At 71.8% G+C, this 24,841-nt stretch carries 21 protein-coding genes; 18 read left to right on the top strand and 3 right to left on the bottom strand.

Annotation, left to right across the window (positions count from 1 at the left end):
- Nucleotides 1-102 precede the first annotated feature (102 nt).
- Both dinB and AC5YDA_RS01330 read left to right on the top strand, forming a co-directional pair.
- Nucleotides 103-1,275: a DNA polymerase IV gene (dinB, locus tag AC5YDA_RS01335; protein ID WP_496188092.1), complete on the top strand. Its 1,173-nt coding sequence runs from the start codon at nt 103-105 to the stop codon at nt 1,273-1,275.
- A 68-nt stretch (nt 1,276-1,343) separates the two neighbouring features.
- A complete protein-coding gene (locus AC5YDA_RS01330) occupies nt 1,344-1,700 on the top strand; it encodes a DUF3040 domain-containing protein (RefSeq protein ID WP_496188091.1) in 357 nt (118 codons plus the stop codon).
- A 47-nt stretch (nt 1,701-1,747) separates the two neighbouring features.
- Here AC5YDA_RS01330 and AC5YDA_RS01325 read toward each other — a convergent pair whose 3' ends face one another.
- The 3 genes from AC5YDA_RS01325 to AC5YDA_RS01315 are packed head-to-tail and all read right to left on the bottom strand — an operon-like array spanning nt 1,748 to nt 6,075.
- Nucleotides 1,748-3,886, bottom strand: coding sequence for a transglutaminase TgpA family protein (locus tag AC5YDA_RS01325; RefSeq protein ID WP_496192720.1), 2,139 nt, complete (start codon nt 3,884-3,886; stop codon nt 1,748-1,750).
- Nucleotides 3,883-5,100 carry a DUF58 domain-containing protein gene (locus AC5YDA_RS01320; RefSeq protein WP_496192719.1) on the bottom strand — a complete coding sequence of 406 codons (1,218 nt, stop codon included), beginning with the start codon at nt 5,098-5,100 and terminating at the stop codon, nt 3,883-3,885. Before AC5YDA_RS01320 ends, AC5YDA_RS01325 begins: the two co-directional genes overlap by 4 nt.
- A gap of 6 nt (nt 5,101-5,106) precedes the next feature.
- Complete coding sequence (locus AC5YDA_RS01315) at nt 5,107-6,075, bottom strand: AAA family ATPase (protein ID WP_496188088.1); 969 nt, start codon at nt 6,073-6,075, stop codon at nt 5,107-5,109.
- 165 nt (nt 6,076-6,240) lie between these two features.
- On the opposite strand from AC5YDA_RS01315, the gene mraZ reads away from it, so the two are divergent.
- From mraZ to AC5YDA_RS01235, 16 genes are all read left to right on the top strand, one after another.
- A complete protein-coding gene (mraZ, locus tag AC5YDA_RS01310) occupies nt 6,241-6,687 on the top strand; it encodes a division/cell wall cluster transcriptional repressor MraZ (protein ID WP_496188087.1) in 447 nt (148 codons plus the stop codon).
- 116 nt (nt 6,688-6,803) lie between these two features.
- On the top strand, nt 6,804-7,760 hold the full coding sequence (gene rsmH / locus AC5YDA_RS01305; protein ID WP_496188086.1) for a 16S rRNA (cytosine(1402)-N(4))-methyltransferase RsmH: 957 nt from the start codon (nt 6,804-6,806) through the stop codon (nt 7,758-7,760).
- The gene (gene ftsL, locus AC5YDA_RS01300) at nt 7,757-8,350 is read left to right on the top strand and encodes a cell division protein FtsL (protein ID WP_496188085.1); all 594 of its coding nucleotides are present in this window, start codon (nt 7,757-7,759) and stop codon (nt 8,348-8,350) included. Before rsmH ends, ftsL begins: the two co-directional genes overlap by 4 nt.
- The gene (locus AC5YDA_RS01295) at nt 8,347-10,245 is read left to right on the top strand and encodes a peptidoglycan D,D-transpeptidase FtsI family protein (RefSeq protein WP_496188084.1); all 1,899 of its coding nucleotides are present in this window, start codon (nt 8,347-8,349) and stop codon (nt 10,243-10,245) included. The genes ftsL and AC5YDA_RS01295 overlap by 4 nt, the downstream gene beginning before the upstream one ends.
- A gap of 11 nt (nt 10,246-10,256) precedes the next feature.
- Nucleotides 10,257-11,744, top strand: a complete 1,488-nt coding sequence (locus tag AC5YDA_RS01290) for a UDP-N-acetylmuramoyl-L-alanyl-D-glutamate--2,6-diaminopimelate ligase (RefSeq protein ID WP_496188083.1) — start codon at nt 10,257-10,259, stop codon at nt 11,742-11,744.
- A gap of 1 nt (nt 11,745) precedes the next feature.
- Nucleotides 11,746-13,263 carry a UDP-N-acetylmuramoyl-tripeptide--D-alanyl-D-alanine ligase gene (locus AC5YDA_RS01285; protein WP_496188082.1) on the top strand — a complete coding sequence of 506 codons (1,518 nt, stop codon included), beginning with the start codon at nt 11,746-11,748 and terminating at the stop codon, nt 13,261-13,263.
- A 2-nt stretch (nt 13,264-13,265) separates the two neighbouring features.
- A complete protein-coding gene (gene mraY, locus AC5YDA_RS01280) occupies nt 13,266-14,330 on the top strand; it encodes a phospho-N-acetylmuramoyl-pentapeptide-transferase (RefSeq protein ID WP_496188148.1) in 1,065 nt (354 codons plus the stop codon).
- The gene (gene murD / locus AC5YDA_RS01275; protein WP_496188081.1) at nt 14,312-15,823 is read left to right on the top strand and encodes a UDP-N-acetylmuramoyl-L-alanine--D-glutamate ligase; all 1,512 of its coding nucleotides are present in this window, start codon (nt 14,312-14,314) and stop codon (nt 15,821-15,823) included. Before mraY ends, murD begins: the two co-directional genes overlap by 19 nt.
- A gap of 11 nt (nt 15,824-15,834) precedes the next feature.
- On the top strand, nt 15,835-17,115 hold the full coding sequence (ftsW, locus tag AC5YDA_RS01270; protein WP_496188080.1) for a putative lipid II flippase FtsW: 1,281 nt from the start codon (nt 15,835-15,837) through the stop codon (nt 17,113-17,115).
- Nucleotides 17,116-17,125: 10 nt separating this feature from the next.
- Nucleotides 17,126-18,241, top strand: coding sequence for an undecaprenyldiphospho-muramoylpentapeptide beta-N-acetylglucosaminyltransferase (gene murG / locus AC5YDA_RS01265; protein ID WP_496188079.1), 1,116 nt, complete (start codon nt 17,126-17,128; stop codon nt 18,239-18,241).
- Between the two features lies 1 nt (nt 18,242).
- Complete coding sequence (murC, locus tag AC5YDA_RS01260; RefSeq protein WP_496188078.1) at nt 18,243-19,661, top strand: UDP-N-acetylmuramate--L-alanine ligase; 1,419 nt, start codon at nt 18,243-18,245, stop codon at nt 19,659-19,661.
- Nucleotides 19,658-20,380 carry a cell division protein FtsQ/DivIB gene (locus AC5YDA_RS01255; RefSeq protein WP_496188077.1) on the top strand — a complete coding sequence of 241 codons (723 nt, stop codon included), beginning with the start codon at nt 19,658-19,660 and terminating at the stop codon, nt 20,378-20,380. The genes murC and AC5YDA_RS01255 overlap by 4 nt, the downstream gene beginning before the upstream one ends.
- Before the next feature lie 196 nt (nt 20,381-20,576).
- The gene (ftsZ, locus tag AC5YDA_RS01250; protein ID WP_496188076.1) at nt 20,577-21,800 is read left to right on the top strand and encodes a cell division protein FtsZ; all 1,224 of its coding nucleotides are present in this window, start codon (nt 20,577-20,579) and stop codon (nt 21,798-21,800) included.
- A 4-nt stretch (nt 21,801-21,804) separates the two neighbouring features.
- A complete protein-coding gene (locus AC5YDA_RS01245) occupies nt 21,805-22,593 on the top strand; it encodes a laccase domain-containing protein (RefSeq protein WP_496188075.1) in 789 nt (262 codons plus the stop codon).
- Nucleotides 22,594-22,605: 12 nt separating this feature from the next.
- Complete coding sequence (locus AC5YDA_RS01240) at nt 22,606-23,124, top strand: cell division protein SepF (RefSeq protein ID WP_496188074.1); 519 nt, start codon at nt 22,606-22,608, stop codon at nt 23,122-23,124.
- A 155-nt stretch (nt 23,125-23,279) separates the two neighbouring features.
- Entirely contained in the window at nt 23,280-24,782 is a 1,503-nt protein-coding gene (locus AC5YDA_RS01235) for a polarized growth protein Scy-related protein (RefSeq protein ID WP_496188073.1), read from the top strand.
- Nucleotides 24,783-24,841 lie beyond the last annotated feature (59 nt).

Below are 24,841 nucleotides of genomic sequence, written 5' to 3'. Positions count from 1 at the left end.
TGGGCGGCGCCCCGTGCCCGGCCACGGGGGCGCCTGCTTGACGAAGGGTCGGAGCCACCACCTAGCATGGGATTCGAATCAGAGTTCGAATAAGGAGGTGTCGTGCCCGTCCTCGCCCATGTCGACATGGATGCCTTCTACGTCGCCGTCGAGGTCCGCCGCCGCCCTGAGCTGCGGGGCAGGCCGGTGTGGGTCGGCGGCGCCAACCGAGGCGTGGTGCTGTCGGCCTCGTACGAGGCGCGCGCATTCGGGGTCGAGGGCGGCATGTCGTCCACCCGGGCGCGACGCCTGTGTCCCGACGCGATCGCCATCAAGCCCGACCACGACGCCTACGAAGCTGCCTCCGACGGGGTGTTCGCGATCTTCTCCACGATCACCCCGCACGTCGAGAAGGTCTCCCTCGACGAGGCCTTCCTCGACATCACGGGCACCCGTCGGCTGCTGGGGGAGCCGGAGGAGGTCGGGGAGCTCATCCGGGCCCTGGTCGCCGACGAACAGGGCATCGGGTGCTCGGTGGGCATCGCGCCGACCAAGCTGATCGCCAAGATGTCGTCGAACAGGGCCAAGCCGAACGGGTTGTTCCGCGTCCAGCCCGGTGAGGTGATCCCCTTCCTGCACCCGCAGCCGGTCGAGAAGATCTGGGGGGTCGGGCCGTCCACCGCCGAGAAGCTCAACAAGCTGGGCCTCCCCACGATCGCGGACGTGGCGCACACGCCGAAGTCCACCCTGCAGCGGGCCTTCGGAGCCCGTGCCGGGGGAGAGCTGTGGGAGCTCGCCTGGGGCATCGACGGACGACGCGTCGTCACGACCGAGCGAGGAGACCGCAGCGTCGGCAGCCAGGAGACCTTCGCGAAGGACACCGACGACCTCGACCTCGTCCGTACCGAGTTGCTGCGCACCAGCGCGCGGGTGGCGGCCCGCATGCGCATGGCCCGGGTGGTCGGCCGCACGGTCACCCTCACCCTGCGGTTCGCCGACTTCCGCACCGTCCAGAAGTCGCTCACCCTGCCGTACCCGACCGATGTCACGGATGAGGTGTACGCCGCTGCCGTCCGGCTGCTGCGCGCGTTCCGGCTCGACCGTCCCCGGTTGCGGCGCGTGGGCATCCGGGTCGAGCAGGTTCTGGACGTCGACCAGGTCGCCACCCAGCCCGCCCTCGACGAGCCGGACCGGGGCTGGCGCGAGGCGGAGCGTGCCGCAGACGCCGCCATCGCCCGATTCGGTCCACACGCGGTCTCGCGGGCCACGTTGGCGAGACGGGTCGGTTCCGTTTGAGACAGTGGGCGCCTACACTTGTTCCACACCCGTCAACCGGGTCCGCCCACGATGAAGGGAGGCGCGCGATGGCACTGTCCGACAAGGAGCAGAAGCTCTTGGAGCAGCTTGAGGCCGCCCTCGCGGCGGAGGATCCCAAGCTCGCCAACACGCTCCGTGGTACCACGACACGGACGCTCCACCGCCGCCGGGCCGCGATTGCCGGGTTGGGCTTCGCGCTCGGTCTGGGCGCCCTCATCGGAGGCATGCAGATCGCTTGGTTCATCAGCGTCATCGGTTTCGTGATCATGCTGGTCGCCACCGTGGTCGCCGTCAGTTCCTGGCGAGTCGTCGAGACGCAGTCCCACGGGCGTCACCCCGAATCCGATTCGGCCTTCACCGACCGCATCGACGATCCTTGGCGCCGCGGCGACGACCCCTTCTGAGTCGAGCCGGTCGGGCCAGTGACGCGGCCACCGATGAGCCGAGAATCTCAGCGCGCTGCCCTGCGGGGCGGCGCGTTGTTGTGTCCGGACCTCTCGCGCGCCCGGGTCCTGAGCGCCGCCGTGATGGTGGTGACCTCGGCTTCCCACCGACTGGGCAGGTCGAAGTTCTCGCTCCGGTCGTACAGCGCGCGCTCGGCGGCCGCGGCCAGGCTGCGCAGCGCCTTGGCGGCTGCCTCGTCCCCACCGAGCGACGTGACGAGCCTCTCCGCGGCGTAGCGGGGGGAGCCGTCCGGCCAGGGCAGCCGAACGTCGGACACGACCTCGCGCACCTCGTCCCAGGCGGACAGCGTGTCCGCCCGCGCATCGCCCGTTCCGGCGAAGCGGAGGCGGCGCCGGCGAGCACGCAACAGGCGCGGACCGAGGAACGCCGCGCCGGCGCCCGCCGCAACGAGCGCGACCACCAGCGCCGGCAGCCAGCTGCCCGGTTCGCCCTGCGGTGCGGCCCCGCCCGGGGTCGGCTCGGCCGTCGGTGTGGGCTGCTCGGCCGGGGTCGGGCTCTGCTCACCGGCCGTGGGGGCGGCGGTCGGCTCGGCCGTCACCCCGGGGTCCTGCGGCGTGGTCCCCGGCCCTGAGCCGGTGTCGCCGCGTGAGGGTGTCGGCTCGAAGGCCACCCAGCCCAGTCCGTCCAGCCACAGTTCGGGCCACGTGTGCAGGTCACGGGCGCTCACGCCCCAGCCGTCGCCCTCCTGGGTGCCGGGGGCGAACCCGACCGCCATGCGGGTCGGGATGCCCACCTCGCGGGCCATGATCGCCATCGCGCCGGCGAACTGCTCGCAGTAGCCCGTCCGGGAGCGGAAGAGGAAGTCGTCGATCGTGGCCAGGCCGTCGCCGGTGCCGGTGCTGGGAGCGGTGGAATAGGTGAACGTGTTCGACCTGAGGTAAGCCTCCAGCGCCTGGGCCTTGGCCCCTGCCGTGGGTGCGGCCTCCGTCAGGTCCAGGGCCAACTCGCGGACGCGCGCGGGGACCTGGGCCGGCAGACTCTGGGTGAGTTCCCGGTCGGGGCCGGTGGTCGAGCCCGCGCGGGCGATCGTGTCGGCGTCCGGGCGTACCTCGAGGCTGCGCACCTCGTAGGTGACCCCTTGGGTGGCGGAGGTCCGCGCGGGTCCGGCCATCGCCATGACATCGAGCGTGTCGAGCGCGAAGCCCCACTCGCCCGGGGCATCGAAGGCGGTGGGCGCATACGGGACCGGCAGCCACTCGCTCGCGAAGTCCCCGATCTCGACGGTCGTCGTCCGGGCGACTCCCGAAGGGGCGCCGGGCGGGGCCGGGATCCGGCCCGTGGCGACCCGTACGTCGGACAACGCGAACCCACCGGTCGACAGCGCGGGGAGCGTGGCCAGCTTCAGGTAGGTGCCGCCCGGACTGTCCGTCCGGTAGCGCAGGATGACCTCGTCGGATCCCTGGACGAGGTTGCGCTTCAGGTCCAGGGACGGGTCGCTCATCTGGAGAGGTTCGTTGGTCGTGCGCGGCTCGAAGGTGGGCACGAGCAGGGCCACCGCCCACGTCGCGCCGATCGCGCCGGCGGTCATGACGACAGCCGTGGCGAGGGCGGCGACGTGAGCGGTGGGGCGGTCGGTGCTGCCCCAGGGGCTCGCGGCGAGCAGGACCAGGCCGATGCCGATCGCCAGCAGGGTGAACTCGCTGAAGAGGGTGGGCGTCGCCAGCCCCAGGGCCACCACCAGGTACATCCCCGCGAGCGGGATCACCGCCGCCCCGGGGCGCTCCCCCCCGATCGCCAGCGCGTCCGCCAGGACGGTCAGGGAGGCGACCCCAGCGACGAAGATCAGGGTGGCTCCCGGGCTGGGGAACATCGGCGCCGAACTGGTCTGGATGAACCGGAGTCCCTCACCCAGGAGTTCCGGCGCCCGCCACGCGTGTTGGGCACCGTGCGCCCAGGCGACCGCGCCGATGCTCGCCGCGGCAGCAACGACCCCCTGCACGAGGACCACCCCGGGGGCGGGCAGCCGCAGTCCCCGTCGTGCGACCCAGCCGGCCACCAGGACGAGCACGATGGCGGCCCCGGCAGCCTGGACGGCGGCGGTGTGGCGGGTCAGCTGGGTCCAGGCCACCAGTTGCAGGCAGAGGGCGACGGCCAGCGCCAGGCCCAGGCGGGTGTCGGTCCTCATCGGGCCACCCCCAATGAACCCCAGACGTGGGCGAGGTCGGTGGAGGCCTCCACCTCGCGGACCTCCCAGCCGTGGTCGACCAGCACGTTGCGGCCGTCCTCGAACCCGGGCCGGGATTCGGCCTCCGGCGCCATGGTGAGCGCCGTGCGCTCGTGGCGGGACGCCGTGGTCGCGGCCAGCAGGTCGGCGGTCGCGCGGTCGAGGCCGCCCAGCAGGGCGACCACGCGGTTCTCGGAGGAGGCCTGGGCCATCCGAATCGTGGCTTCGTGCAGGTCGGGGACGGTCGCGACCTCGGCGTCCACCAACGGCTCGAGCCAATGCGCGGACGCGCCGACCCGGTCGCTGGAGACCTCGTGGCGCGTGCCCTCGGCGTCGATGAGCGTGACGGTGTAGCCGTCCTCCAGCAGGCGCAGCCCGACGGACGCCGCCGCCGACACCAGCCACTCGAAGGTGGGCTGCTCGCCGCGCGCGGACGGGTGGACGCCGGCACGTGAGTCGAGCAGCACCCAGGCGGTCGGGTCCCAGGCGGCCTCCTCGCGGCGCACCATGAGCGTGCCGCTGCGGGCCGTCGAGGGCCAGTGGATTCGGCGCACGTCGTCACGGGCCTGGTACTCGCGGACGAGGACGTCGTCCGGGCCCGACACCGCCGTCTGCGGAATGGGCGTCTCGCCCGTCGCGCCATAGGCGGCGGCCCGGCCCGACGGCAGCGGGACGACTGCCGGGGTGACGACCAACGGGGTCGGATGGGCGATCCGGACGGTGTGCACCCAGAACCCCAGGACATCGGTGAACCGGATGCGGAAGCCGTCGAGGGTGTGCCGGCCGCGCCGCCGCGCCCGCACCGGATAGGAAGTGGCGGTGGTGGCCCCCCTGCGGTCGGCGAACAGCCGGGCATGGTGCGGTGGGCCCAGGAGCGCGCCCGGATCGTCCTCGGCGATGACGTACCCACCCGGGCTCGGGCGGACGGCCGTGGCCGTGACCTGCACGGTCGCCGGTTCACGGACGCTGGTCGCGGCGGGCTCGACCGTCCGAACCAGCGTGAACTGGGGGCGCAGCACGAGCAGCGCCAGCAGTGCGACCACCGGCAGTGCGACCAGGAAGATGGCGGGCCAGACGAGGTCCTGGTTGCCGAGGGCCATCCCGAGCATCATCACCAGGCCCCCGAGGAGCCAGAACAGGATCGTGCGGCCGGTGGGGCGGGGGAGCGCGGGCATGCCGTCCTAGGCGCGACGCGGCGCCGGGATGGAGGCCACGAGCGAGGACACGACGTCTGCGGTCGAGGCCTGCGCGGTGTGGGCCCGGTGGCTGAGCAGGACGCGATGGGCCAGCACGGGCACGGCCAGCGCGTCCGCATCCTCTGGGATGACGTAGCCGCGGCCCTGCATGGCCGCCCGGGCACGGGCCGCCCGGAGCAACTGCAGGCTGGCGCGCGGAGAGGCACCCAGACGCAGCTTGTCCGACTCGCGGGTCGCCGCCACGAGGGAGACGACATAGTCCTTCAGCGCCGGGTGGACGAACACCTCGGCGGCCCGGGCGCGCGCCGAGAGGATGCCCGCGGCGTCCGTCACCGGACGTAGGTCCGCGAGCGGGTTGTGCGCCCCGTGGTGCTCGAGCATGTCGATCTCGGCGGCCCGGGTGGGGTAACCCATCGAGATGGCGGCCATGAAGCGGTCACGCTGGGCCTCGGGCAGCGGGTAGGTGCCCTGCATCTCGATGGGGTTCTGGGTGGCGAACACCATGAACGGGCTGGGCAGCTCGTGGGTGGTGCCGTCGACGGAGACGTGGGCCTCTTCCATGGCTTCGAGCAGTGCGGACTGGGTCTTCGGCGAGGCGCGGTTGATCTCGTCGCCGATCACGATGTTGGCGAAGACCCCGCCCGGCTTGAACTCGAAACCGCGCGTCTGGGGGTTGAACACCGACACGCCGGTGATGTCGCTGGGCAGCAGGTCGGCGGTGAACTGGATGCGGCGCACCGAGCAGTCGATGGAGCGGGCCAAGGTGCGCGCGAGCATCGTCTTGCCGACGCCGGGCACGTCCTCGATCAGCAGGTGACCACCGGCGAGCAACACCACGATCGCCATGTCCACGGCCTCGACCTTGCCCTCGATCACGGTGCTCACGGAGTCGCGCAGCCGCTGGGCCAGTTCCGTCACCTCGGTCACGTCGGCAGCAGTGGGGTTCGTCGTCACGCACTCACTCTACCGGGCCGCTCGCAGGCGCTGACAGGGAGGGCGCTGCGGCCCCCGCGCGGGGGTGCCGGGGTGAAAAGGCGGCGGGTCATTGCCACTGGTGGGGGCTAGTGGGGTAAAGTGGGGCAAAGTGGAGGACGAGGGAAGCCGGAGGGAGGGGTCCCGATGTTCTTGGGTACCCATTTCCCCAAGGTTGACGACAAGGGTCGCTTCGTCCTCCCGGCGAAATTCCGGGACGAACTCGGCGACGGGCTGGTGATTTCGAAGGGGCAGGAGCGCTGTCTCTCGATCTGGACCGTCGAGGAGTTCCAACGGCAGGCGCAGGCAGCCATGAGCGGACCCTCGACCCTGAAGGGGATCCGTGACTTCCAGCGCACGTTCGCCGCGGGGGCCTCGCAGGAGGTTCCCGACGGTCAGGGACGCGTGACGATCCCGCCGGTTCTGCGGAGCTACGCGGGTTTGGACAAGGAGATCGCCGTGATCGGTGCGTTCAACCGGGTGGAGGTCTGGGACCTCGCCGCCTGGGAGGCGTACCAGGCCGAGCAGGACGACCAGTTCGCTCGCATGGACGAGGAGATCTTCCCGAGCGGGGCGAACCGCCCCCACGAGTGAGAAGGCACCCCCGCGATGAGGCTTCGACCCGGCCGGACCCCCTGACACCACTTCCCCGGTGCCAGGTGGCCCTCCCGGTCGAAACCCCGTCGCGGGGAGCGATGAAGGAGGCGGACATGGTGCAAGCCACTCCGACGGGGCACGTCCCCGTCATGGCGGCGCGCATCGTCGAACTCCTCACGCCCGCCCTCGCCGACGGCGGCACCTACGTCGACTGCACCCTCGGGCTCGGCGGCCACGCCCGGCTGGTGCTCGAGGCCTGTCCCCGGGCGCGCCTGGTCGGCATCGACCGTGACGCGGATGCGCTCGCCATCGCACGCGAGCGCCTCGCCGAGTTCGGGGACCGTGTCGCCCTGTACGAGGCGGTCTACGACGAGTTGCCCGAGGTGCTCGCCGAGGACGGGACGCCGAAGGTCCGGGCGGTGCTGGCCGACCTCGGCCTGTCCAGCCTCCAGATCGACCGGCGCGACCGCGGCTTCGCCTATGCGGTGGACGCCCCGCTCGACATGCGCATGACCCAGGCGTCCGGGCCGACCGCGGCCGACGTGCTCAACACCTACGGCGTCCGCGACCTGACCCGCATCCTGCGCACCTATGGCGAGGAGCGCTTCGCCGACCGCATCGCACGCCGGATCGTGGCCGCCCGCGCCGAGGAGCCGTTCACCACGTCCGCCCGCCTCGTCCAGGTGTTGACCGACGCCATCCCGGCGGCCACCCGCGCCACGGGTGGGCACCCCGCCAAGCGCACGTTCCAGGCGCTGCGCATCGAGGTCAACCGGGAGCTGGAGGCCCTCGAGGGACTCATCCCGGCCGCGCTGGACGCGCTCGCTCCCGGCGGTCGCTTCGCCGTGCTGTCCTACCACTCGCTGGAGGACCGGCTCGTCAAGCAGGCGTTCGCCGCCGCCACGACCGACACCGCACCCCGGGGGCTCCCCGTGGTGCCCGACGAGCACCGGGCCAAGTTCCGACTGCTCACCCGGGGCGCCGAGCGCCCGACTCCCGCCGAAGAGGCCGACAACCCCCGTGCCGCGTCCGCACGCCTGCGCGCGACCGAACGACTGGAGGCAGCATGACCGCCTGGCAGGCCATCCGGGAGGCCCCGCGTCGCCTCGGTGAGGCGGCGGCACAGGCCCGTCCGCAGTTGCGCAGCATCGCCAGCCCGCCACGCCGCATGTCATCGGCCGCGTTCGCCATGCTCGTGGTGGGCCTGTTCATGGTCGGCATGGTCGGCAACCTGGTCCTGGCCACCGTGCTGCAGAGCCAGGCCTTCGCCGTGCGCGAGAAGCAGGCCGCGGCCAGCGAGCTCAGCTATCGGGCGTCCGACCTCGAGGCGAAGGTCAACCGCGCCGAGGCCCCCTCCAAGCTCGGCCAGCGCGCCGCGGCGCTCGGCATGGTGCCCAACCCGAGGGCGGTGTTCATCGACCTGGCCACCGGAGAGGTGCTGGGGACGCCGGTGCCCGCGCGGGGCGACGAGTTCCCGTCGCTGACCCGACGCGCCGCGGGTGTGGGGCCGCTGGAGGGCGAGGTGCCGCCCCCGGCCACGCGGCCCGCGGCGACCACCGCGACCACCGTGCCCGACGGGCCGACGGCGCCGGCCGAGCCCGCCCAGCCCACCGCGCCGACCGAACCGTCCGACGTCCAGCCGTCGGTGGCGACTCCATGAACCGGCCCCCCCGCCGGCCGTCGTCGGGTCGTCGTCCGTCGCGCCGCCGTACGCGCCGAGTGCCGCTGGCGTCCTCGGCGTTCCGGTTGCGCGTGCTGATCCTCACCGTGGCGGTCCTCTTCTCGATCGTCGGGGCGAGGGCCGTCCAGATCCAGGTCGTCAGCGCTGAGGCGATGGCCGCGGAGGCCGCCGACAAGATGACCGTCGGCCGTGACGTCCCCGCCCAGCGCGGGACGATCACGGGGCGCGACGGCCAGGTGCTCGCGCAGACGGAGGCGACCGTCAACGTCATCGCCGACCCGTCGATGATCGCGACCAACGGCAAGGAGCCGGAGGCCGTGCGCGAGGCCGACCGAGCGAAGGCTGCGGTCGCACCGACCGAGATGGCGGCCATCATCTCGGCCCACACGCGCGTGCCCGCCGCGGAGATCGAGGAGAAGCTGCGCCGCACCACCTACACGAACTCCGCCGGGGAGACGGTGCCCCTGAAGTACGTGCAGCTGGCCAAGCAGGTGCCCTCCAGCACGTGGGTCCGGCTCAACGCGGCCCTGAACGAGGTCGTCAGGGACGCGTCCGGCAAGGTGGTCCGCGGTGGCTACGTGGGCGTGTTCCGCGAGTCGAACCCGAAGCGGATCTATCCGATGGGCTCCGTCGCCAGCAACATCGTGGGCTTCATGAGTGAGGGCAAGGGCCGATCCGGGCTGGAGATGGCGCAGGAGACCGCTCTGGCCGGCGTGAAGGGACGCGAGCAGTTCGAGACCTCGCCCAACGGCAAGATCCCCCTGGGCAACCAGACGCTGAAGCCCGCGGTCGACGGCCAGGACTTCCAGCTGACGATCGATCCCGACTTCCAGTGGATGGTGGAGAAGCGCCTCGCCGAACGGGTCAACGAGGTCTCGGGCAACTGGGGCGTGGCGGTGGTCATGGACGTCGAGACCGGTGAGCTGCTGGCCCTGGCGAACTACCCCTCCTACGACAGCAACGACCCGGGCAGGGCGAGGGCCGGCGACACGGGCAACCGCGCGATCTCGGCCGTGTACGAGCCGGGCTCGGTGCAGAAGGTGCTCACCATCGCGTCCCTGCTGGACGCCGGCGTCACGACGCCGGACCGGACGTACCGCATCGGCCCGACCGTCAAGATCGGGGAGCACGAGGTCAAGGACGCCTTCCGGCACGGCACCATCGACATCACCACCCGCGGCATCCTCGTGAAGTCGTCGAACGTGGGTGCCATCACGGCGGGGCGTGAACTCGAGCCCGCGCAGTTGCGCGAGTACATGGCCGGCTTCGGGCTCGGGCAGAAGGCCGATCTCGGCCTCCCCGGGGAGTCGACCGGCAGCCTGCCGGGCGCGGGCATGCGCCGGTTCCAGGCCGACTCCATCTCCTACGGCTACGGCGTGTCGGTCTCGGCTGTCCAGATGGCCGCCGCGGTGGCGGCCGTGGCCAACGACGGCGTGTACACGGCGCCCTCGCTCATCCGGGCGAGCGGCCCCCACAACGGGACCCTGGTGCCGGCGCCGCAGCCCGTGACCCGTCGCGTCGTCTCGGAGGAGGCCGCCCGCCAGACCGTCGACATGATGGAGCAGCGGACGCTCGACAGCGAGTCCCAGCTGTCGGTCCCCGGCTACCGCTCGGGCTCCAAAACCGGCACGGCCCGGCTCACCGCCGCGACGGGTGGCTACGCGGGTCAGGTCGCCTCGATCGTCGGCGTCGCGCCGGTCGAGGACCCGCAGATCCTCGTCTACGTGCTGATCGCCCGTCCGGATACCATGGGTGCCGGTCTCGGCATGGCCGGCCCGGTCTATCGTGACGTCATGTCCCTGGCGCTGCCGCGGTACGGCGTCCAGCCCAGCAACGACACCGAGGTGACCAAGCTTCCCCTGTTCAAGGAATGATGCGTCCGCTGATGACCGACCCCATCCTGAGGCCCGGGTCCGCGCCCGGAGTGCCCCTGGCCCACTTGGTGCCGGGGGCGTCCGGCGTCCTGCGCGGTGTCGCGCTCGACTCGCGCCAGGTGCGGCCGGGTGACCTGTACGTCGGCCTGAGCGGCGCGACCACGCACGGTGCCCGCTTCGCCGCCCAGGCGGCGGCGTCCGGCGCCCTGGCGCTGCTGACGGACGCCGCGGGCGCCGAGCTCGCCGCCGACGCGGGCCTGCCCGTGATCACGGTGGCCGACCCACGGCACACCATGGCGGGCCTGGCGGCGGACGTCTACGGACGCCCGGGTGAGGCCCTGGACCTCTTCGGTGTCACCGGCACCAACGGCAAGACGTCCACCGTCTTCTTGCTCGAGGCGGCACTGGCCGCACTCGGGCGGACGGTCGCCACCGTGGGAACGATCGGCTACCGCGTGGGTGGGAAGCCGCTGCCGGGCACACGCACCACCATCACCACGCCCGAGGCGCCCGACCTGCAGGCACTGCTGGCGGTGGTGCGCGAGGCCGGGGCCGACGCCGTCGCCATGGAGGTCAGCAGCCACGCGCTCGCCCTGCACCGGGTCGAGGGCCTCACGTTCGACGCCGCGGCCTTCACGATGTTCGGCCAGGACCACCTGGAGTTCCACCACACCTTGGAGGAGTACTTCGCCGCCAAGTCCCTGCTCTTCCTGGGCGGGAGGGCCCGCAGCGCCGTCGTCAACACGGCGGACCCCTGGGGCGCGAAGCTCGCCGACATGGTCCGCGTCGATGGCGCGGCACGGCTGGTCACCACGCTGGCGCCGGACGCCGACCTGCGCGTTGTCCGCTCCGAACCGCTCGCTGACGGCGGGTCGCGCGTCGACCTCGTCCATCCGGGGGGCACGACCCGTTTCACCCTGTCGATGCTCGGTGACTTCAACGTGGCCAACGCCGTCACGGCGCTGGCCCTCGTCCACGCCGCCGGCCTGTCCGTGGCGGACGCCGCGTCCGGGTTGGCCGAGGCCCAGGTGCCGGGTCGCATGCAGCGCATCGAACTCGGCCCGGACGCCCCCCACACCGTGGTGGACTTCGCCCACACCCCCCAAGCCGTCGCCGCCGCCCTTGCCGCGCTGCCGCGCACCGGACGACGCATCGCCGTGCTCGGGGCAGGCGGTGACCGGGACACCACCAAGCGGGGCCCCATGGGGGAGGCCGCGGCCGCCGCGGCCGACATCGTGGTGGTGACCGACGACAACCCGCGCAGCGAGGATCCGGCGGCGATCCGCGCCGCGGTGCTGGCGGGGGCGCGGGGAGTGGCCGGCACCGAGGTGGTCGACGGGGGGGACCGCCGCTCCGCGATCACCACCGCCCTGCGCCTGGCACGCCCCGGCGATTGGGTGGCCGTGCTCGGCAAGGGGCACGAGACCGGCCAGGACATCGCCGGGACCATCAGCCCGTTCGACGACGCCGCGGTGATCCGCGAGACCTGGGGGAACTGACGTGGAACCGATCACACTCACCGCACTGGCCGCCGCTGTCGGCGGCCGCCTCGTGCGGGCGGCCGACCCGGACGTGCGCGTGGGGAAGGACGTGGTCATCGACTCGCGTCTGGTCACCCCCGGCGCGCTCTTCGTCGCGTTCGCGGGGGAGCGGGTGGACGGGCACGACTTCCTGGTCGCGGCCGCCGGGGCCGGCGCGGCCGCGGCGCTCGTGTCGCGTGAGGTGGACGTGGCCCTGCCGCAGGTGGTCGTCGACGAGACCGTCGAGGGCCTGTCCCGGCTCGCGCGCGCGGTCGTGGACAACGGTGCCGAGCATGGTCTGGTCGTGGTCGGGGTGACCGGTTCGTCCGGCAAGACCTCCACCAAGGACCTCATCGCGCAGGTGCTCGGGGCGTCGGCCCCGACGGTGGCACCGCCCGGGTCGTTCAACAACGAGATCGGGGCGCCGTTGACCGCCTGCCGCGTCGACGCCCGGACCAAGTTCCTGGTCAGCGAGATGGGGGCGCGTGGGGTCGGGCACATCCGCCACCTCGCCGGGATCACCCCGCCCGCCATCGGTGCGGTGCTCAACGTGGGTTCTGCCCACGTGGGGGAGTTCGGCTCGGTGGAGGCCATCGCCCGCGCCAAGGGCGAGCTCGTCGAGGCGCTGGGTCCCGACGGCTGGGCCGTCCTGAACGCCGACGACCCGCTGGTCTCGGCCATGGCCACCCGGACCTCCGCGCACTTGGCTGCGTTCAGCCTGACCGGTGAGCCGGTGGACGTCGGCGGCCACCCGGCCGAACTGCGGGTCTGGGCCGATGACATCACCGCGGACGACCTCCAGCGGTTCTCGTTCGTGCTGCACGCGTCCCGCGTGGGCGCCGACACTCACCGAGGTGACATTCGGGAGCCGAATGTCACCGGCGTGTCGGAGACTCCGGTGAGTGTCGAGCCCGACCGGGCACCGGTCACCCTCCGTGTCCTCGGCCGGCACAACGTCGCCAATGCGCTCGCCGCAGCCGCGGTCGGCCTCGCCGCCGGCCTCGAACTGGACGCCGTGGCCTCGGCCCTCAGCGCCGCCACGCCGCTGTCCCGCTGGCGCATGGAACTCACGACGCGCTCCGACGGGCTCGCGATCCTCAACGATGCCTACAACGCCAACCCCGACTCGATGGCCGCCGCCCTGCACAGCCTCGCCGCGATGCGCCGGCCGGGCGGACGCCTCATCGCCGTCCTCGGCACGATGCTCGAACTCGGTGAGGCCTCGGCGGACGCGCACCGCACAGTCGGCGAACTCGCCGCGGACCTCGGCATCGACGAGGTGCTGGCCGTCGGCGACCACGGCGACAACACGGTGGCCGGAGTTGCCGCCCGCGGCGGGCACGGCCAGTATCAGGACGACAAGGACCAACTTGCCGCTGTCCTGAACACCTTGCTCGGCCCACGGGACGTGGTGCTGGTGAAGGCGTCCCGGGGGCTGGCACTCGAGACCGTGGTGGCCGCCCTGGCCTCGCAGGACGAAGGAGACACGCACCCGTGATCATGATGCTGCTGGCCGGGGCGCTCGGCCTGATGGGCACGCTGGTGGGGACACGCCTGGCCATCCACGTCCTCGTGAGCAAGGGCTATGGCCAGTACGTCCGCGACGACGGCCCCAAGGAACACCTCAAGAAGGCCGGCACCCCGACGATGGGTGGCATCGCCATCATCCTGTCGGTACTGGTGGCGTACGCCCTGGCCCACCTGATCCTGTGGCGTCCGCCCACGGCGTCCGGCCTGCTGCTGCTGGGCCTGTTCGCGGGCCTGGGCTTCGTCGGTTTCCTGGACGACTGGCTCAAGATCTCCCGCGCCCGCAGTCTCGGCCTCAACAGCCGGGGGAAGCTGATCCTGCAGACACTCATCGCGATCGCGTTCGGCTGGGCCATCTTCCAGTTCCCCGATGCGCGCGGCCTCACCCCGGGTTCGACGTTCGTGTCGTTCCTGCGGGATCTCCCCTGGCTCGACCTCGGTCCCTGGCTGGGCCTGGCCTGGGTGGTGTTCATCATCGCGGCCCTCTCCAACGGTGTGAACCTGTCCGACGGTCTCGACGGGCTGGCCACCGGGCTGAGCACGATGGTGTTCGCCGCGTACGCGCTGGTGAACCTGTGGCAGTACAGCCAGTGGTGCGCACGCCTCTCGACCTCGGGACCACAGTGCTACGAGGCGCGGGACCCCGCCGACCTCGCCGCCATCTCGATGGCGTTGGCCGGCGCGTGCTTCGGCTTCCTGTGGTGGAACGCCTCCCCGGCGAAGATCTTCATGGGGGACTCCGGTTCGCTCGCGCTCGGCGGCGCCGTGGCGGGGCTGGCGATCCTCACCCGCACCGAACTGCTCGTCGTCATCCTCGGTGGCATGTTCGTGCTGATCACCTTGTCGGTGATCCTGCAGGTGGGCTACTTCAAGGTCACCAAGGGCAAGCGCCTGTTCAAGATGGCACCCCTGCACCACCACTTCGAGTTGGTGGGCTGGGCCGAGCAGACCGTCGTCATCCGGTTCTGGATCATCTGCGGCCTCCTCGTCGCCCTGGGCACCGGCATCTTCTACGCGGAATGGGTGAGCTTCCAGTGACCCTTCGACAGCCTCACCGAGCACCCCTGAGCTGGCTCCCCACCGCCGACCGCCTCTCCCCGTGGGGCGAGGCCACGGTCGTCGTGGCCGGCCTCGGGACGTCCGGCTACGCCGCCGCCGACGGGTTGATGGCGCTGGGGGCGGGCCGCATCATCGTCCTCGACGACGCCGACACGGACGCCAACCGTGAGAAGGCCGACCTGCTGCTCGCCCTGGACGTCGAGGTGAGCCTCGGCGCCGGCTCCACGGCCACCCTTCCGGAAGGCGTCCACTTGGTCGTCACGTCGCCCGGATGGCGGCCGACCGCGCCCCTGCTGGCCCAGGCGGCCGAGCGGGGCGTCCCGATCTGGGGGGAGGTCGAGTTGGCCTGGCGCATGATGCAGCCGGACCGGGTCGTGCCCTGGCTCGGGGTCACCGGCACCAATGGCAAGACGACGACCACGAACATGCTGGAGTCCATCCTGTTGGCCGCAGGGCTGAAGACGTCCGCCGTCGGCAACGTGGGGCGTCCGATCATCGAGGCCATCCTGGACGAGGTGGACTACGACGTGCTCGCCGTGGAACTGTCCAGCTTCCAGTTGCACTGGACCGACACCGTGGCGCTCCACTCGGCGGCCGTCCTGAACCTGCACGCGGACCACCTGGAGTGGTACGCACACGAGGACGATCCCTACGCCGCGTACGCCGCCGACAAGGCGAAGATCTACGAACGGGTCACGCACTCCTGCGTGTACAACGTCGCCGACCGGGCCACCGAGCACATGGTGGAGGAGGCGGACGTCACCGAGGGTGCACGCGCCATCGGGTTCCGCCTCGAGGTCCCCGCGCCCTCGATGCTCGGCATCGTGGACGACATGATCGTGGACCGGGCCTTCGTCGAACAGCGCCGCGACTCGGCGATGCCGCTGGCCGAGCTGTCCGACGTCCGCCCGTTCGCCCCCCACAACGTCGAGAACGCGCTGGCCGCCGCGGCGCTCGCGCGCAGCTTCGGCGTCCCGCCGCAGGCCGTGGCCCAGGGCCTGCGCGACCTCCACATCGGCGACCACCGCATCCAGACGGTCGCCGAGGCCGGTGGGGTCACGTGGGTCGACGACTCCAAGGCGACCAACCCGCACGCCGCCGCCTCCTCGATGCGTGCCTTCGACTCCATCGTCTGGATCGCCGGTGGGCAGGCCAAGGGGACGAGCTTCGACGACCTCGTGAGGACCTACGCGCCCAAGCTCAAGGGGGCGGTGCTGCTGGGGGTCGACCGCGGCGTGATCGCCGACGCGCTGTCCCGACACGCGCCCGACGTCCCGGTGATCGTGGTCGAGACGGGCGAGACTGGGGCCATGGCCGAGGCCGTGGAGGCCGCCGCGGGCCTGGCTTCTCCGGGCGACACGGTCCTGATGGCGCCCGGTTGTGCCAGCAAGGACATGTGGTCGGGGTATGACGCCCGCGGACGCGACTTCACCGAGGCGGCACGACGACTGGCCGGCCAACAGCTGGAGTGAGGAGGACGACGGTGGCGATCCTGACCCCCAGCAGGCCACCCCGAGCGTCCGGACGCAAGCGCCAACCGGGGCAGGCCTCGCTGGCCGACACCGCCTCGGGCTGGCTCGGCCATCCCATGGCGGACGCCCTGTTGGTGCTCGTGCCGACCATGATCCTGCTCGTGCTGGGCACGCTCATGGTGTGGTCGGCCTCGACCGTGTTCGCGTACCGCCAGTTCGATGACCCGCTCTACTTCATCCAGCGACACCTGGTGTTCCTGGTGCTGGCCGTCCTCTCGGGCTGGATCGCCTCGCGCCTGCCGACCGACACCCTGCGCTCGCTGGCCTGGGTGATCTACGGCGTCGCGGGGCTGCTGCTGGTGCTCACCTTCACGCCGCTGGGCTATGGCGTCGGCGGCAACAAGAACTGGCTGAACTTCGGCGGGCCGGGGCAGATGCTCCGGCTCCAACCGGCCGAGATCGCCAAGATCGCCCTCATCGTGTGGGGTGCGGCGGTGCTGGCGAACAAGCGCCGGCTCCTCGACCAGCCGAAGCACCTGCTGATCCCGTTCCTGCCGTTCTCGCTGCTCATGATCGGGCTGGTGGTGCTCCAGCACGATCTGGGCACCGCCATGGTCATGGGGGCGATGGTGCTCGCCATCCTGTGGTGCGTCGGGGCGTCCTGGCGCGTCATCGGGGGACTCCTCCTCTCGGTGGGGGCGGGTGTCGCGGTGTTGGTCACGATGAATCAATCGCGCGTCGCCCGCATCCTCGGCTTCCTGGACCCCGGCGCCGACCTGACCGGCATCAACCACCAACCGATGCAGGCCCTCTACGGCCTCGCCACCGGAGGGTGGCTGGGCGTCGGGCTGGGTCGTAGCCGACAGAAGTGGGGGAGCCTCTCGGAGGCGCACACCGACTACGTGCTCGCGATCATCGGCGAGGAGTTGGGTGTGTTCGGCACGCTCTTGGTCCTGGTCCTGTTCGTGATCCTGGCGTGGGGTGGCATCCGGATCGCGTTGCGCAGTTCGACGTTCTTCACCCGGCTGCTCGCCTCGGGCGTCACGACCTGGCTCGTGCTCCAGGCGCTCGTGAACGTCATGGTCGTGCTGCGCCTCGTTCCCGTCCTCGGCGTGCCGCTGCCGTTCCTGTCCTACGGTGGTTCCGCGCTGCTCGCCAACGTCACCGCGGTCGGCATCCTCATCGCCTGCGCCAGGGAGGAGCCGGACGCCAAGGCGTGGCTGCGGCGTCGTGCCCGGGCCAAGGGCCCCCGCCGCCGCCTCTCGGCGATCCTCCCGGGTCGCCGTCCCTAGAAGGAGATCCATGGTTCCGTCCGGTTCGACCCTCTCGATCGTCCTGGCCGGCGGTGGCACCGCTGGGCACACGTCCCCGCTCATCGCCACCGCCGAGCGCCTGCGCGAGGCAGAGCCCGGCGTCCGCCTGACGGCGGTCGGCACGCCCAAGGGGCTGGAGACGCGCGTCATCCCCGCAGCCGGGCTGGACCTGCGGCTGATCCCGCCGGTGCCGCTGCCGCGCAGGCTCACCCCCGCGCTCGCGGCCGTACCGGGGCGCCTGGCGGGCTCCGTGCGGGAGGCCATGCTCATCCTCAAGGAGGTCGAGGCGGACGCCGTGGTCGGCTTCGGCGGCTATGTGTCGCTCCCGGTCTACCTCGCCGCCCTGACGCGCCGCATCCCCGTCGTCCTGCACGAGCAGAACGCCGTCCCCGGCCTGGCCAACAAGGTCGCCGCGACGTTCGCCCGCGTCGTGGCGGTGTCGTTCCCCAACACCCCTCTGCGCAACGCCCGCCACGTCGGGCTGCCGGTCCGTGCCGCGATCTCCGGCCTGGATCGTGATGCCGCCCGCGAGCGGGCGCGCAGGGACCTGGGTTTCGGGACCGACCGCCCGCTGCTGCTCGTCTCCGGCGGATCGCAAGGCGCCGTGGCCATCAACAACGCCACGCTCGCCGCACGCGAGGAACTGCTCGCGAACGGCGTCGACGTCCTGCACGTCCTGGGCCCGAAGAACCTCACCGACGCGCACCGGGTCGTCACGCATCCCAGCACCGGTGCCAGGTACGTCCCGGTCGGGTACGTGGACGCCATGGAGGACGCCTATGCCGCCGCTGACCTGATGGTCGCGCGCTCGGGCGCCGGCACCGTCGTCGAGACCGCGACCGTCGGACTGCCCGCCGTCTTCGTCCCCCTGCCCCACGGCAACGGGGAGCAGGCGCGCAATGCCGACTTCATCATCGCGGCCGGCGCCGGGGTGCTCGTCCCGAACGCCGAACTGGACGGCCCCCGCCTGCTCGCCGAAGCGGTGCCCCTGTTGACCGATCCGGAGCGCCTGGCCACCATGCGCGGCAAGTTGGCCGGACTCGTGCCCGCCGACGCAGCCGCAGACCTGGCCCGGATCGTCCTCGACCTTGCGCGGGGGCACTGACATGGGTCTGGTCGAACCGGTCGAACTCGCGCCCGCCGCCGAGGTCGGGCCCGTCCACTTCATCGCCATCGGCGGAGCCGGCATGAGCGGCATCGCCCAGGCCTACGCCGACCTCGGAGTGACCGTGTCGGGCTCGGACCGCGACGATTCCGCCGCCCTGGCCAGGCTCGCCGCCGCCGGGGTCCGGACCCACGTCGGCCACGCCGCCGAGCAACTCGGGGACGCCCGCACCGTCGTGGTGTCCTCGGCCATCAAGCCCGGCAACGCCGAGCTGGACGAGGCGCACCGCCGCGGCCTGCGCGTCTGGCACCGGTCCGCTGCCCTCGGCGCGCTTATGCTCGGACGCCGCGGCGTCGCCATCACCGGCACCCACGGCAAGACCACGACGACGGGCATGGTCGCCACCATGCTGACGGCCGTGGGCGCCGATCCCGGCTACGTCATCGGATCGCCCCTGGCTGCGACGGGGGAGAGCGCCGCACTCGGCACCGGCGAGGCCTTCGTCGTCGAGGCCGACGAATCGGACGGCTCGTTCCTCCAGTACCCCGCCCAGGTCGTGGTCATCACCAACATCGAGGTCGACCACCTCGACAACTGGGGGACCGCCGAGGCCTACGTGGACGGGTTCGTCCGGCTCGGCGCGGCCGACGCCGTCGAGGTCGTGGTCATGACCGCGGACGAACGCACCTCGCGCGAGGTCGCCGCCGTCCTGCGCGACCGGGGCAAGACCGTCATCACCTACGGTGAGGCACCGGACGCCGACGTCCGGCTGACCGAACTCGAACTCACCCCGGACACCACCGCAGCCCGGCTCACGGCCGACGGCGACTCCGGACGCCTCGCGCTGGCGGTCCCCGGACGCTTCAACCTGCACAACGCCGCCGCGGCGTACGCGGTGGGGCGTTCGCTCGGTGTGGACGGTCCACGGCTGCGCGCGGCGCTCGGGCAGTTCGCCGGCACCCACCGCCGCTTCGAGGCGAAGGGCGACGTCGCCGGCGTCCGCGTCTACGACGACTACGCCCACCACCCGACCGAGGTGTCGGCCGTCCTGCGCGCGGCGCGTCCGCGTGTCGTGGAGGGCGGTCGCCTCGTCGCCTGCTTCCAGCCCCACCTGTTCAGCCGTACCCGCGACTTCCTCGACGAGTTCGCCGGTGCGCTGACCCTGGCCGATGTGGTCGTGGTCGCCGGGATCTATCCGGCCCGCGAGGACGCCGAGGACTTCCCGGGCGTCACCGCCTCCGTCCTGGCCGAGCGCGTCCGCTCGTTGGGCAGGGAGGCCACCGTCGTGGAGGATGTCCTCGACCTCGCCCCCGTGCTGGCCGGCATCGTGCGTTCCGGCGACCTGGTCCTGACCATCGGGGCCGGCAGCGTGACGCGCGTCGGAGGGGATCTGGTCGCCCGCCTCCGGGAGCGCCCGTGACGGAGCCGTTGGTCGATGTCACCGGTGCCCGCCGCCGACGGGCCCGGGCCCGGTTGCGCCGTCGGCTGCAGGTTGCGGGGGTCGTCGTCGGGGTCCTCGCCCTCATCGGCGGGGCCGTCTGGGTGGTCTTCGGTTCGCCGCTGCTGGCCGCCGCCGAGGTCCGGGTCTCCGGAACCAACATCCTGACGCCGGAGCAGGTCGTCCAGGCCGCGGCGATCCCGCTCGGGGGACCGTTGGCGCTGGTGGACGTCGCGGGCGCTGAGCAGCGCGTGCGGGACACGCTCCCGGCGGTGGCGTCGGCCAAGGTCGGGCGCGCCTGGCCGGACGCCGTCACGGTGGAGGTGACGGAGGCCACGGCGAGCGTCGTCCTCGAACTGCCCGGATCGTGGGTCTGGATCGCCGGCGACGGTCGTTCCTTCCACGCCACGCCCGAGCGGCCCGAGGGCGTCCTCGAGGCGCGGGGGAACCTGTCGAACGAGGAGGTCCTCGTGACCATCGCGCGTGTCGCCGCCGCACTGCCCGCTCCGGTGGCCGAACGGGCCAAGGTCATCCGGGCCACCTCGGTGGACTCCGTCGTGGTGGAGCTGACGGACCGGCGGCGGGTGGTCTGGGGGAGCGCCGAGGACGGGGCACTCAAGGCCGAGGTGATCGTCCCGCTCCTCAAGGTGAAGGCCTCCGAGTACGACGTGTCCGCGCCGACCCATCCGACGACACGCTGAGGCGGGTCGAGGGTTGGCCCCAACTCTCAACCATGGGTTGAGGGGCGCGCCGGGTCCGGGGCGGGTGATGGACCGAGACCTTGTCTGGTGAATAACCTGACTGTCAGCCCCGATGCCTGCGTCGTTTGCCTTCCCACTCGGAACGCCGAGGTGGGGGCCAGGAATTTGGCAACGATTGAGACAGAACGGACCCAACGTGGCGAGTGCATCCCAGAACTACCTGGCGATCATCAAGGTCGTGGGCGTCGGCGGTGGCGGCGTCAACGCCGTCAACCGGATGATCGAGGCCGGCCTGCGGGGCGTGGAGTTCATCGCGGTGAACACGGACGCCCAGGCCCTGCTGATGAGCGACGCCGACGTCAAGCTGGACATCGGTCGTGACCTGACCCGTGGGCTGGGCGCCGGCGCCGACCCCGACAAGGGCCGTCAGGCCGCGGAGGACCACGCCGACGAGATCGAGGAGGTCCTCAAGGGGGCCGACATGGTCTTCGTCACCGCAGGTGAGGGCGGCGGCACCGGCACGGGTGGCGCGCCCGTCGTGGCCAGGATCGCCCGCTCCCTGGGGGCGCTGACCATCGGTGTGGTGACCCGTCCGTTCTCCTTCGAGGGCCGCCGCCGCTCCAACCAGGCCGAGGACGGCATCACGAAGCTGCGCGAGGAGGTCGACACCCTCATCGTCATCCCCAACGACAAGCTGCTGGAGATGACCGACCACCACGTCGCGATCCTCGACGCCTTCAAGCAGGCCGACCAGGTGCTCATGCAGGGCGTCTCGGGCATCACCGACCTCATCACGACGCCGGGTCTGATCAACTTGGACTTCGCCGACGTCAAGGCCGTCATGAGCAACGCCGGATCGGCCCTGATGGGCATCGGGTCCGCCCGTGGAGAGGACCGCGCCCGCGCGGCCGCCGAGATGGCCGTCAGTTCCCCGTTGCTCGAGGCGTCGATCGACGGCGCCCACGGCGTCCTGCTCTCGATCGCCGGTGGCTCGGACCTGGGACTCTTCGAGGTCTCGGCCGCGGCCAACCTCATCGAGGAGGCGGCCCACGAGGACGCCAACATCATCTTCGGTACCGTCATCGACGACGCGCTCGGCGACGAGGTGCGTGTGACCGTGATCGCGGCCGGTTTCGACGGCGGCACCCCGCCGCGCCGCCAGCCCGGCATCACCCGCCAGCCGGACCTGCGCAAGACCCAGCAGCAGCCCCCGGCCCAGCAGCAGCCGGTCCAGCGGCAGCCGGAGCCACAGCAGCGCCAGCCGGAGGCCCAGCCCCGCCAGCCGGAGCCCCAGCGTCCCGGCCGGCCGGCGCAGCATCAGCCCGCTCAGATGTCGCCCGTGCAGCAGCAGACCAGGCCGGCCCCGCACCCGGAGCCGATCGACGACGATGAGCTCGACATCCCCGACTTCCTGAAGTAGGCCGGTGTTCACCTTTCGCCGCGACCCCGATGCCCGACTGGGTGTCGGGGTCGCGTTCACCTCAGCAGCCCTCGACCTAGGGGATCGCCAGGACGCGGCCGCGCGCTCGACGGCGTACGCCCGCCTGTCGGACGCGCTGGGGGTCCCGGTCTGCATCGCGGCCCAGGTCCACGGCACGGACGTCCTCACGGTCGAGGACGAGGAGGTGGCGTCCGGACTCATCGACCTCACGGCCCACCGAGCGGACGCCTTGGTCACCGACCGTCCCGGCGTGGCCCTCGCTGTCCGGGTCGCCGACTGCGTGCCGATCTGCATCGCGGCGGCGGACGCCTCGGCGGTCGCCGCGGTGCACGCGGGACGCAAGGGCCTGTTGGGCGGCGTGATCGCCTCCGCCGTCACCGCGCTGCGCGGGTTGACGGACGCGGATCTGGTCGCCTGGGTCGGGCCGCACGTGTGCGGCACCTGCTACGAGGTGCCGCACGAGATGGCGGTCGACGCGTCCCAGCGGCTGGGGCTGCCCGTCCCGGCCACCCACTGGGGAACCGAGGGGATCGACCTGGGGGGCGCCACGCGCCGGCAACTCGAGGCTCTCGGCGTCGCGGTCACCGATGTGTCGGCCTGCACGATCGAGGACGCGCGGTTGCACTCCCACCGCCGTGACGACGGGGCCGCGGGACGCATGGTGGGCCTGGTGTGGATCGATCCGGAGGGTCCTGGGCATCGCCGCATGTCAACTGGGCGTGCCGCGGCAGGGCCGGCACCGGCCCGCGCTAATGTGTTTCCGATTCCCTGAACGGAGGAACCCATGGCCGAAGGTTTCAAGAAGGCAGCTGTCTGGCTGGGCCTCATGTCCGACACCCCCTACCACGACGAGGACCGCGATGAAGAGCTCACCGAGACGGTCGGGCCCGTGCGCGACGACCGTCGTGACCACCGCGACCGCGACCATCGCGACCGCGACCAACGCGAGGACCGCTTCACGGGGCAGGACGCCAGCGTGACCTCTCTCGAGCCGCGGCGTCCGGCGCCGGTGGCACGCACGGCCGACCTGAGCCGCATCGTGACCGTGCACCCCCGCACCTACAACGAGGCGCGGACCATCGGCGAACACTTCCGCGACGGCGTGCCGGTCATCATGAACCTGTCGGACATGGAGGACATCGACGCCAAGCGCCTGGTGGACTTCGCGGCGGGCCTCATCTTCGGTCTCCGCGGCACCATCGAGCGGGTCACCAGCAAGGTCTTCCTCCTCTCCCCGGCCGACGTCAACGTCACGGCCGAGGACAAGGAACGAATCGCCGGCGGGTTCTTCAACCAGAGTTGATCCGCTCCGACAAGGCCTCCGAGAGCCCGTGGAACCCGCAGGGTTCTGCGGGCTTTCTTGGCGGACCCAAACCCGGTGGACTACCCTGAGGGTTCGGCGTGCCCTGCGGGTACGCGGCATTTCTTGACGTCCTGTCCATCACGTGAGGTGAACCGATGACCCTGACCATCGAGCAGGTGCGCGACACGCGTTTCCACCTGGCCCGCCGCAACGGTTACGACCCGCAAGACGTCGACACCTTCGTCGACAAGGTTGAGACCACGCTTGTCACGCTGGCCGAGGAGAACGCGACCCTGCAGCAGCAGGTGGCGACTCTGTCCTCCTCGGGTGGCGGTCAGGCCGACGACCTCCAGGCCCGCCTCGACGAGCGTGACGCCGAGGTCAAGTCGCTGCGCCGCGAACTGGAGGAGGCCCGCGCCCAGCTCAAGAGCAAGGAGGAGGAGCTCCGTGCCGCCGGGGAGGGCCGCGAGGCCGACACCCGCGCGCTGGTCGAGAACAAGAACAACGAGCTGCGCGCCAAGGACGAGGCCCTCCACGCCAAGGACGAGGAGCTCGGCCGCCTGAACGACGCGCTCCGCTCCAAGGAGGAGGAGCTCGGCCGCAAGAACGCCGAGGTCCAGCACCTCCACGAGTCGCTCCAGGGCGGTGGCGACGAGGCCCAGCACCTCCGTGGCGAGCTCGAGCACCGCGAGGGTGAGCTCAACAACCTCCGGGGCGAGATCGAGGGCCTGCGTCAGCATTTGGCCCAGCGCGATGACGAGATCAATGGCCTCCGTGGTGAGGTCGAGTCCCTGCGCAGCGCTGCTTCCACCGCCGCTCCGGTCGCTTTTGCGACGGGAGCCGGTGCCCAGGAGATCGTCGTGCGCACGGCCGCCGAGGCTTCCCCCGCCGTCACCCGCCTCCTGCAGATGGCCACCGAGCAGGCCGAGCGCCTGGTGACCGAGGCCCAGGCCGATGCCGAGCGCCTCGCCGCCGATGCCGCAGCCGAGGCCGAGCGCGTCACCAGCGAGGCCAACGCCGAGGCCGAGCGCGTCACCAGTGAGGCGAACGCCGAGGCCGAGCGCGTCACGAACGAGGCCAACGCCAACGCCGAGCGCGTCACGAACGAGGCGAACGCCGAGGCCGAGCGCGTCACGAGCGAGGCGAACGCCGAGGCCGAGCGGGTGACCAACGAGGCGAACGAGTTCGCCGAGAAGGTCACCACCGAGGCGAAGGAGGACGCCGAGCGCGTCAACGCGGAGGCGGGCGACCAGGCTCGCCAGATCATCGCTGACGCCACGACTCGCGGGGAGGAACTGGAGGCGGAGGCCCGCTCGAACGCTGAGCAGGTGACGAACCACGCCAACGCCGTCGCCGCCCAGGTCACGAGCGAGGCAGCGGCGCGCGCCGAACAGGTCGACCTCGACGCCGTTGCACGCCGTGCCGAGCTGTTCAGCACGTTGGAGTCGGAGAGGGACGCCCTGTCGGAGCGCGTCGACCACCTGCGTTCGTTCGAGGGCAAGTTCCGCGAGACGTTCCTGGGTGACCTCGAGCGCCAGGTCGAGGCCCTGCGCAGCGGCAAGTACGCCCCCGAAGACCTGCCGGAGCTGCTCCGCGACGGCGCCCGTGGTGCGTCGGCCACGCCGCGTCTCGATGCGCTGCTCAACAAGGACCACTGATCCGGCAACTCCGTGATGACGCCCCCGGCCGATGCGGCCGGGGGCGTCGTGCGTATGGT

Source organism: Propioniciclava sp. LT294 (assembly GCF_059516005.1).
The sequence above is the reverse complement of the archived record's forward strand: the minus strand, read 5'-3'. Positions and strand labels throughout refer to the sequence as shown.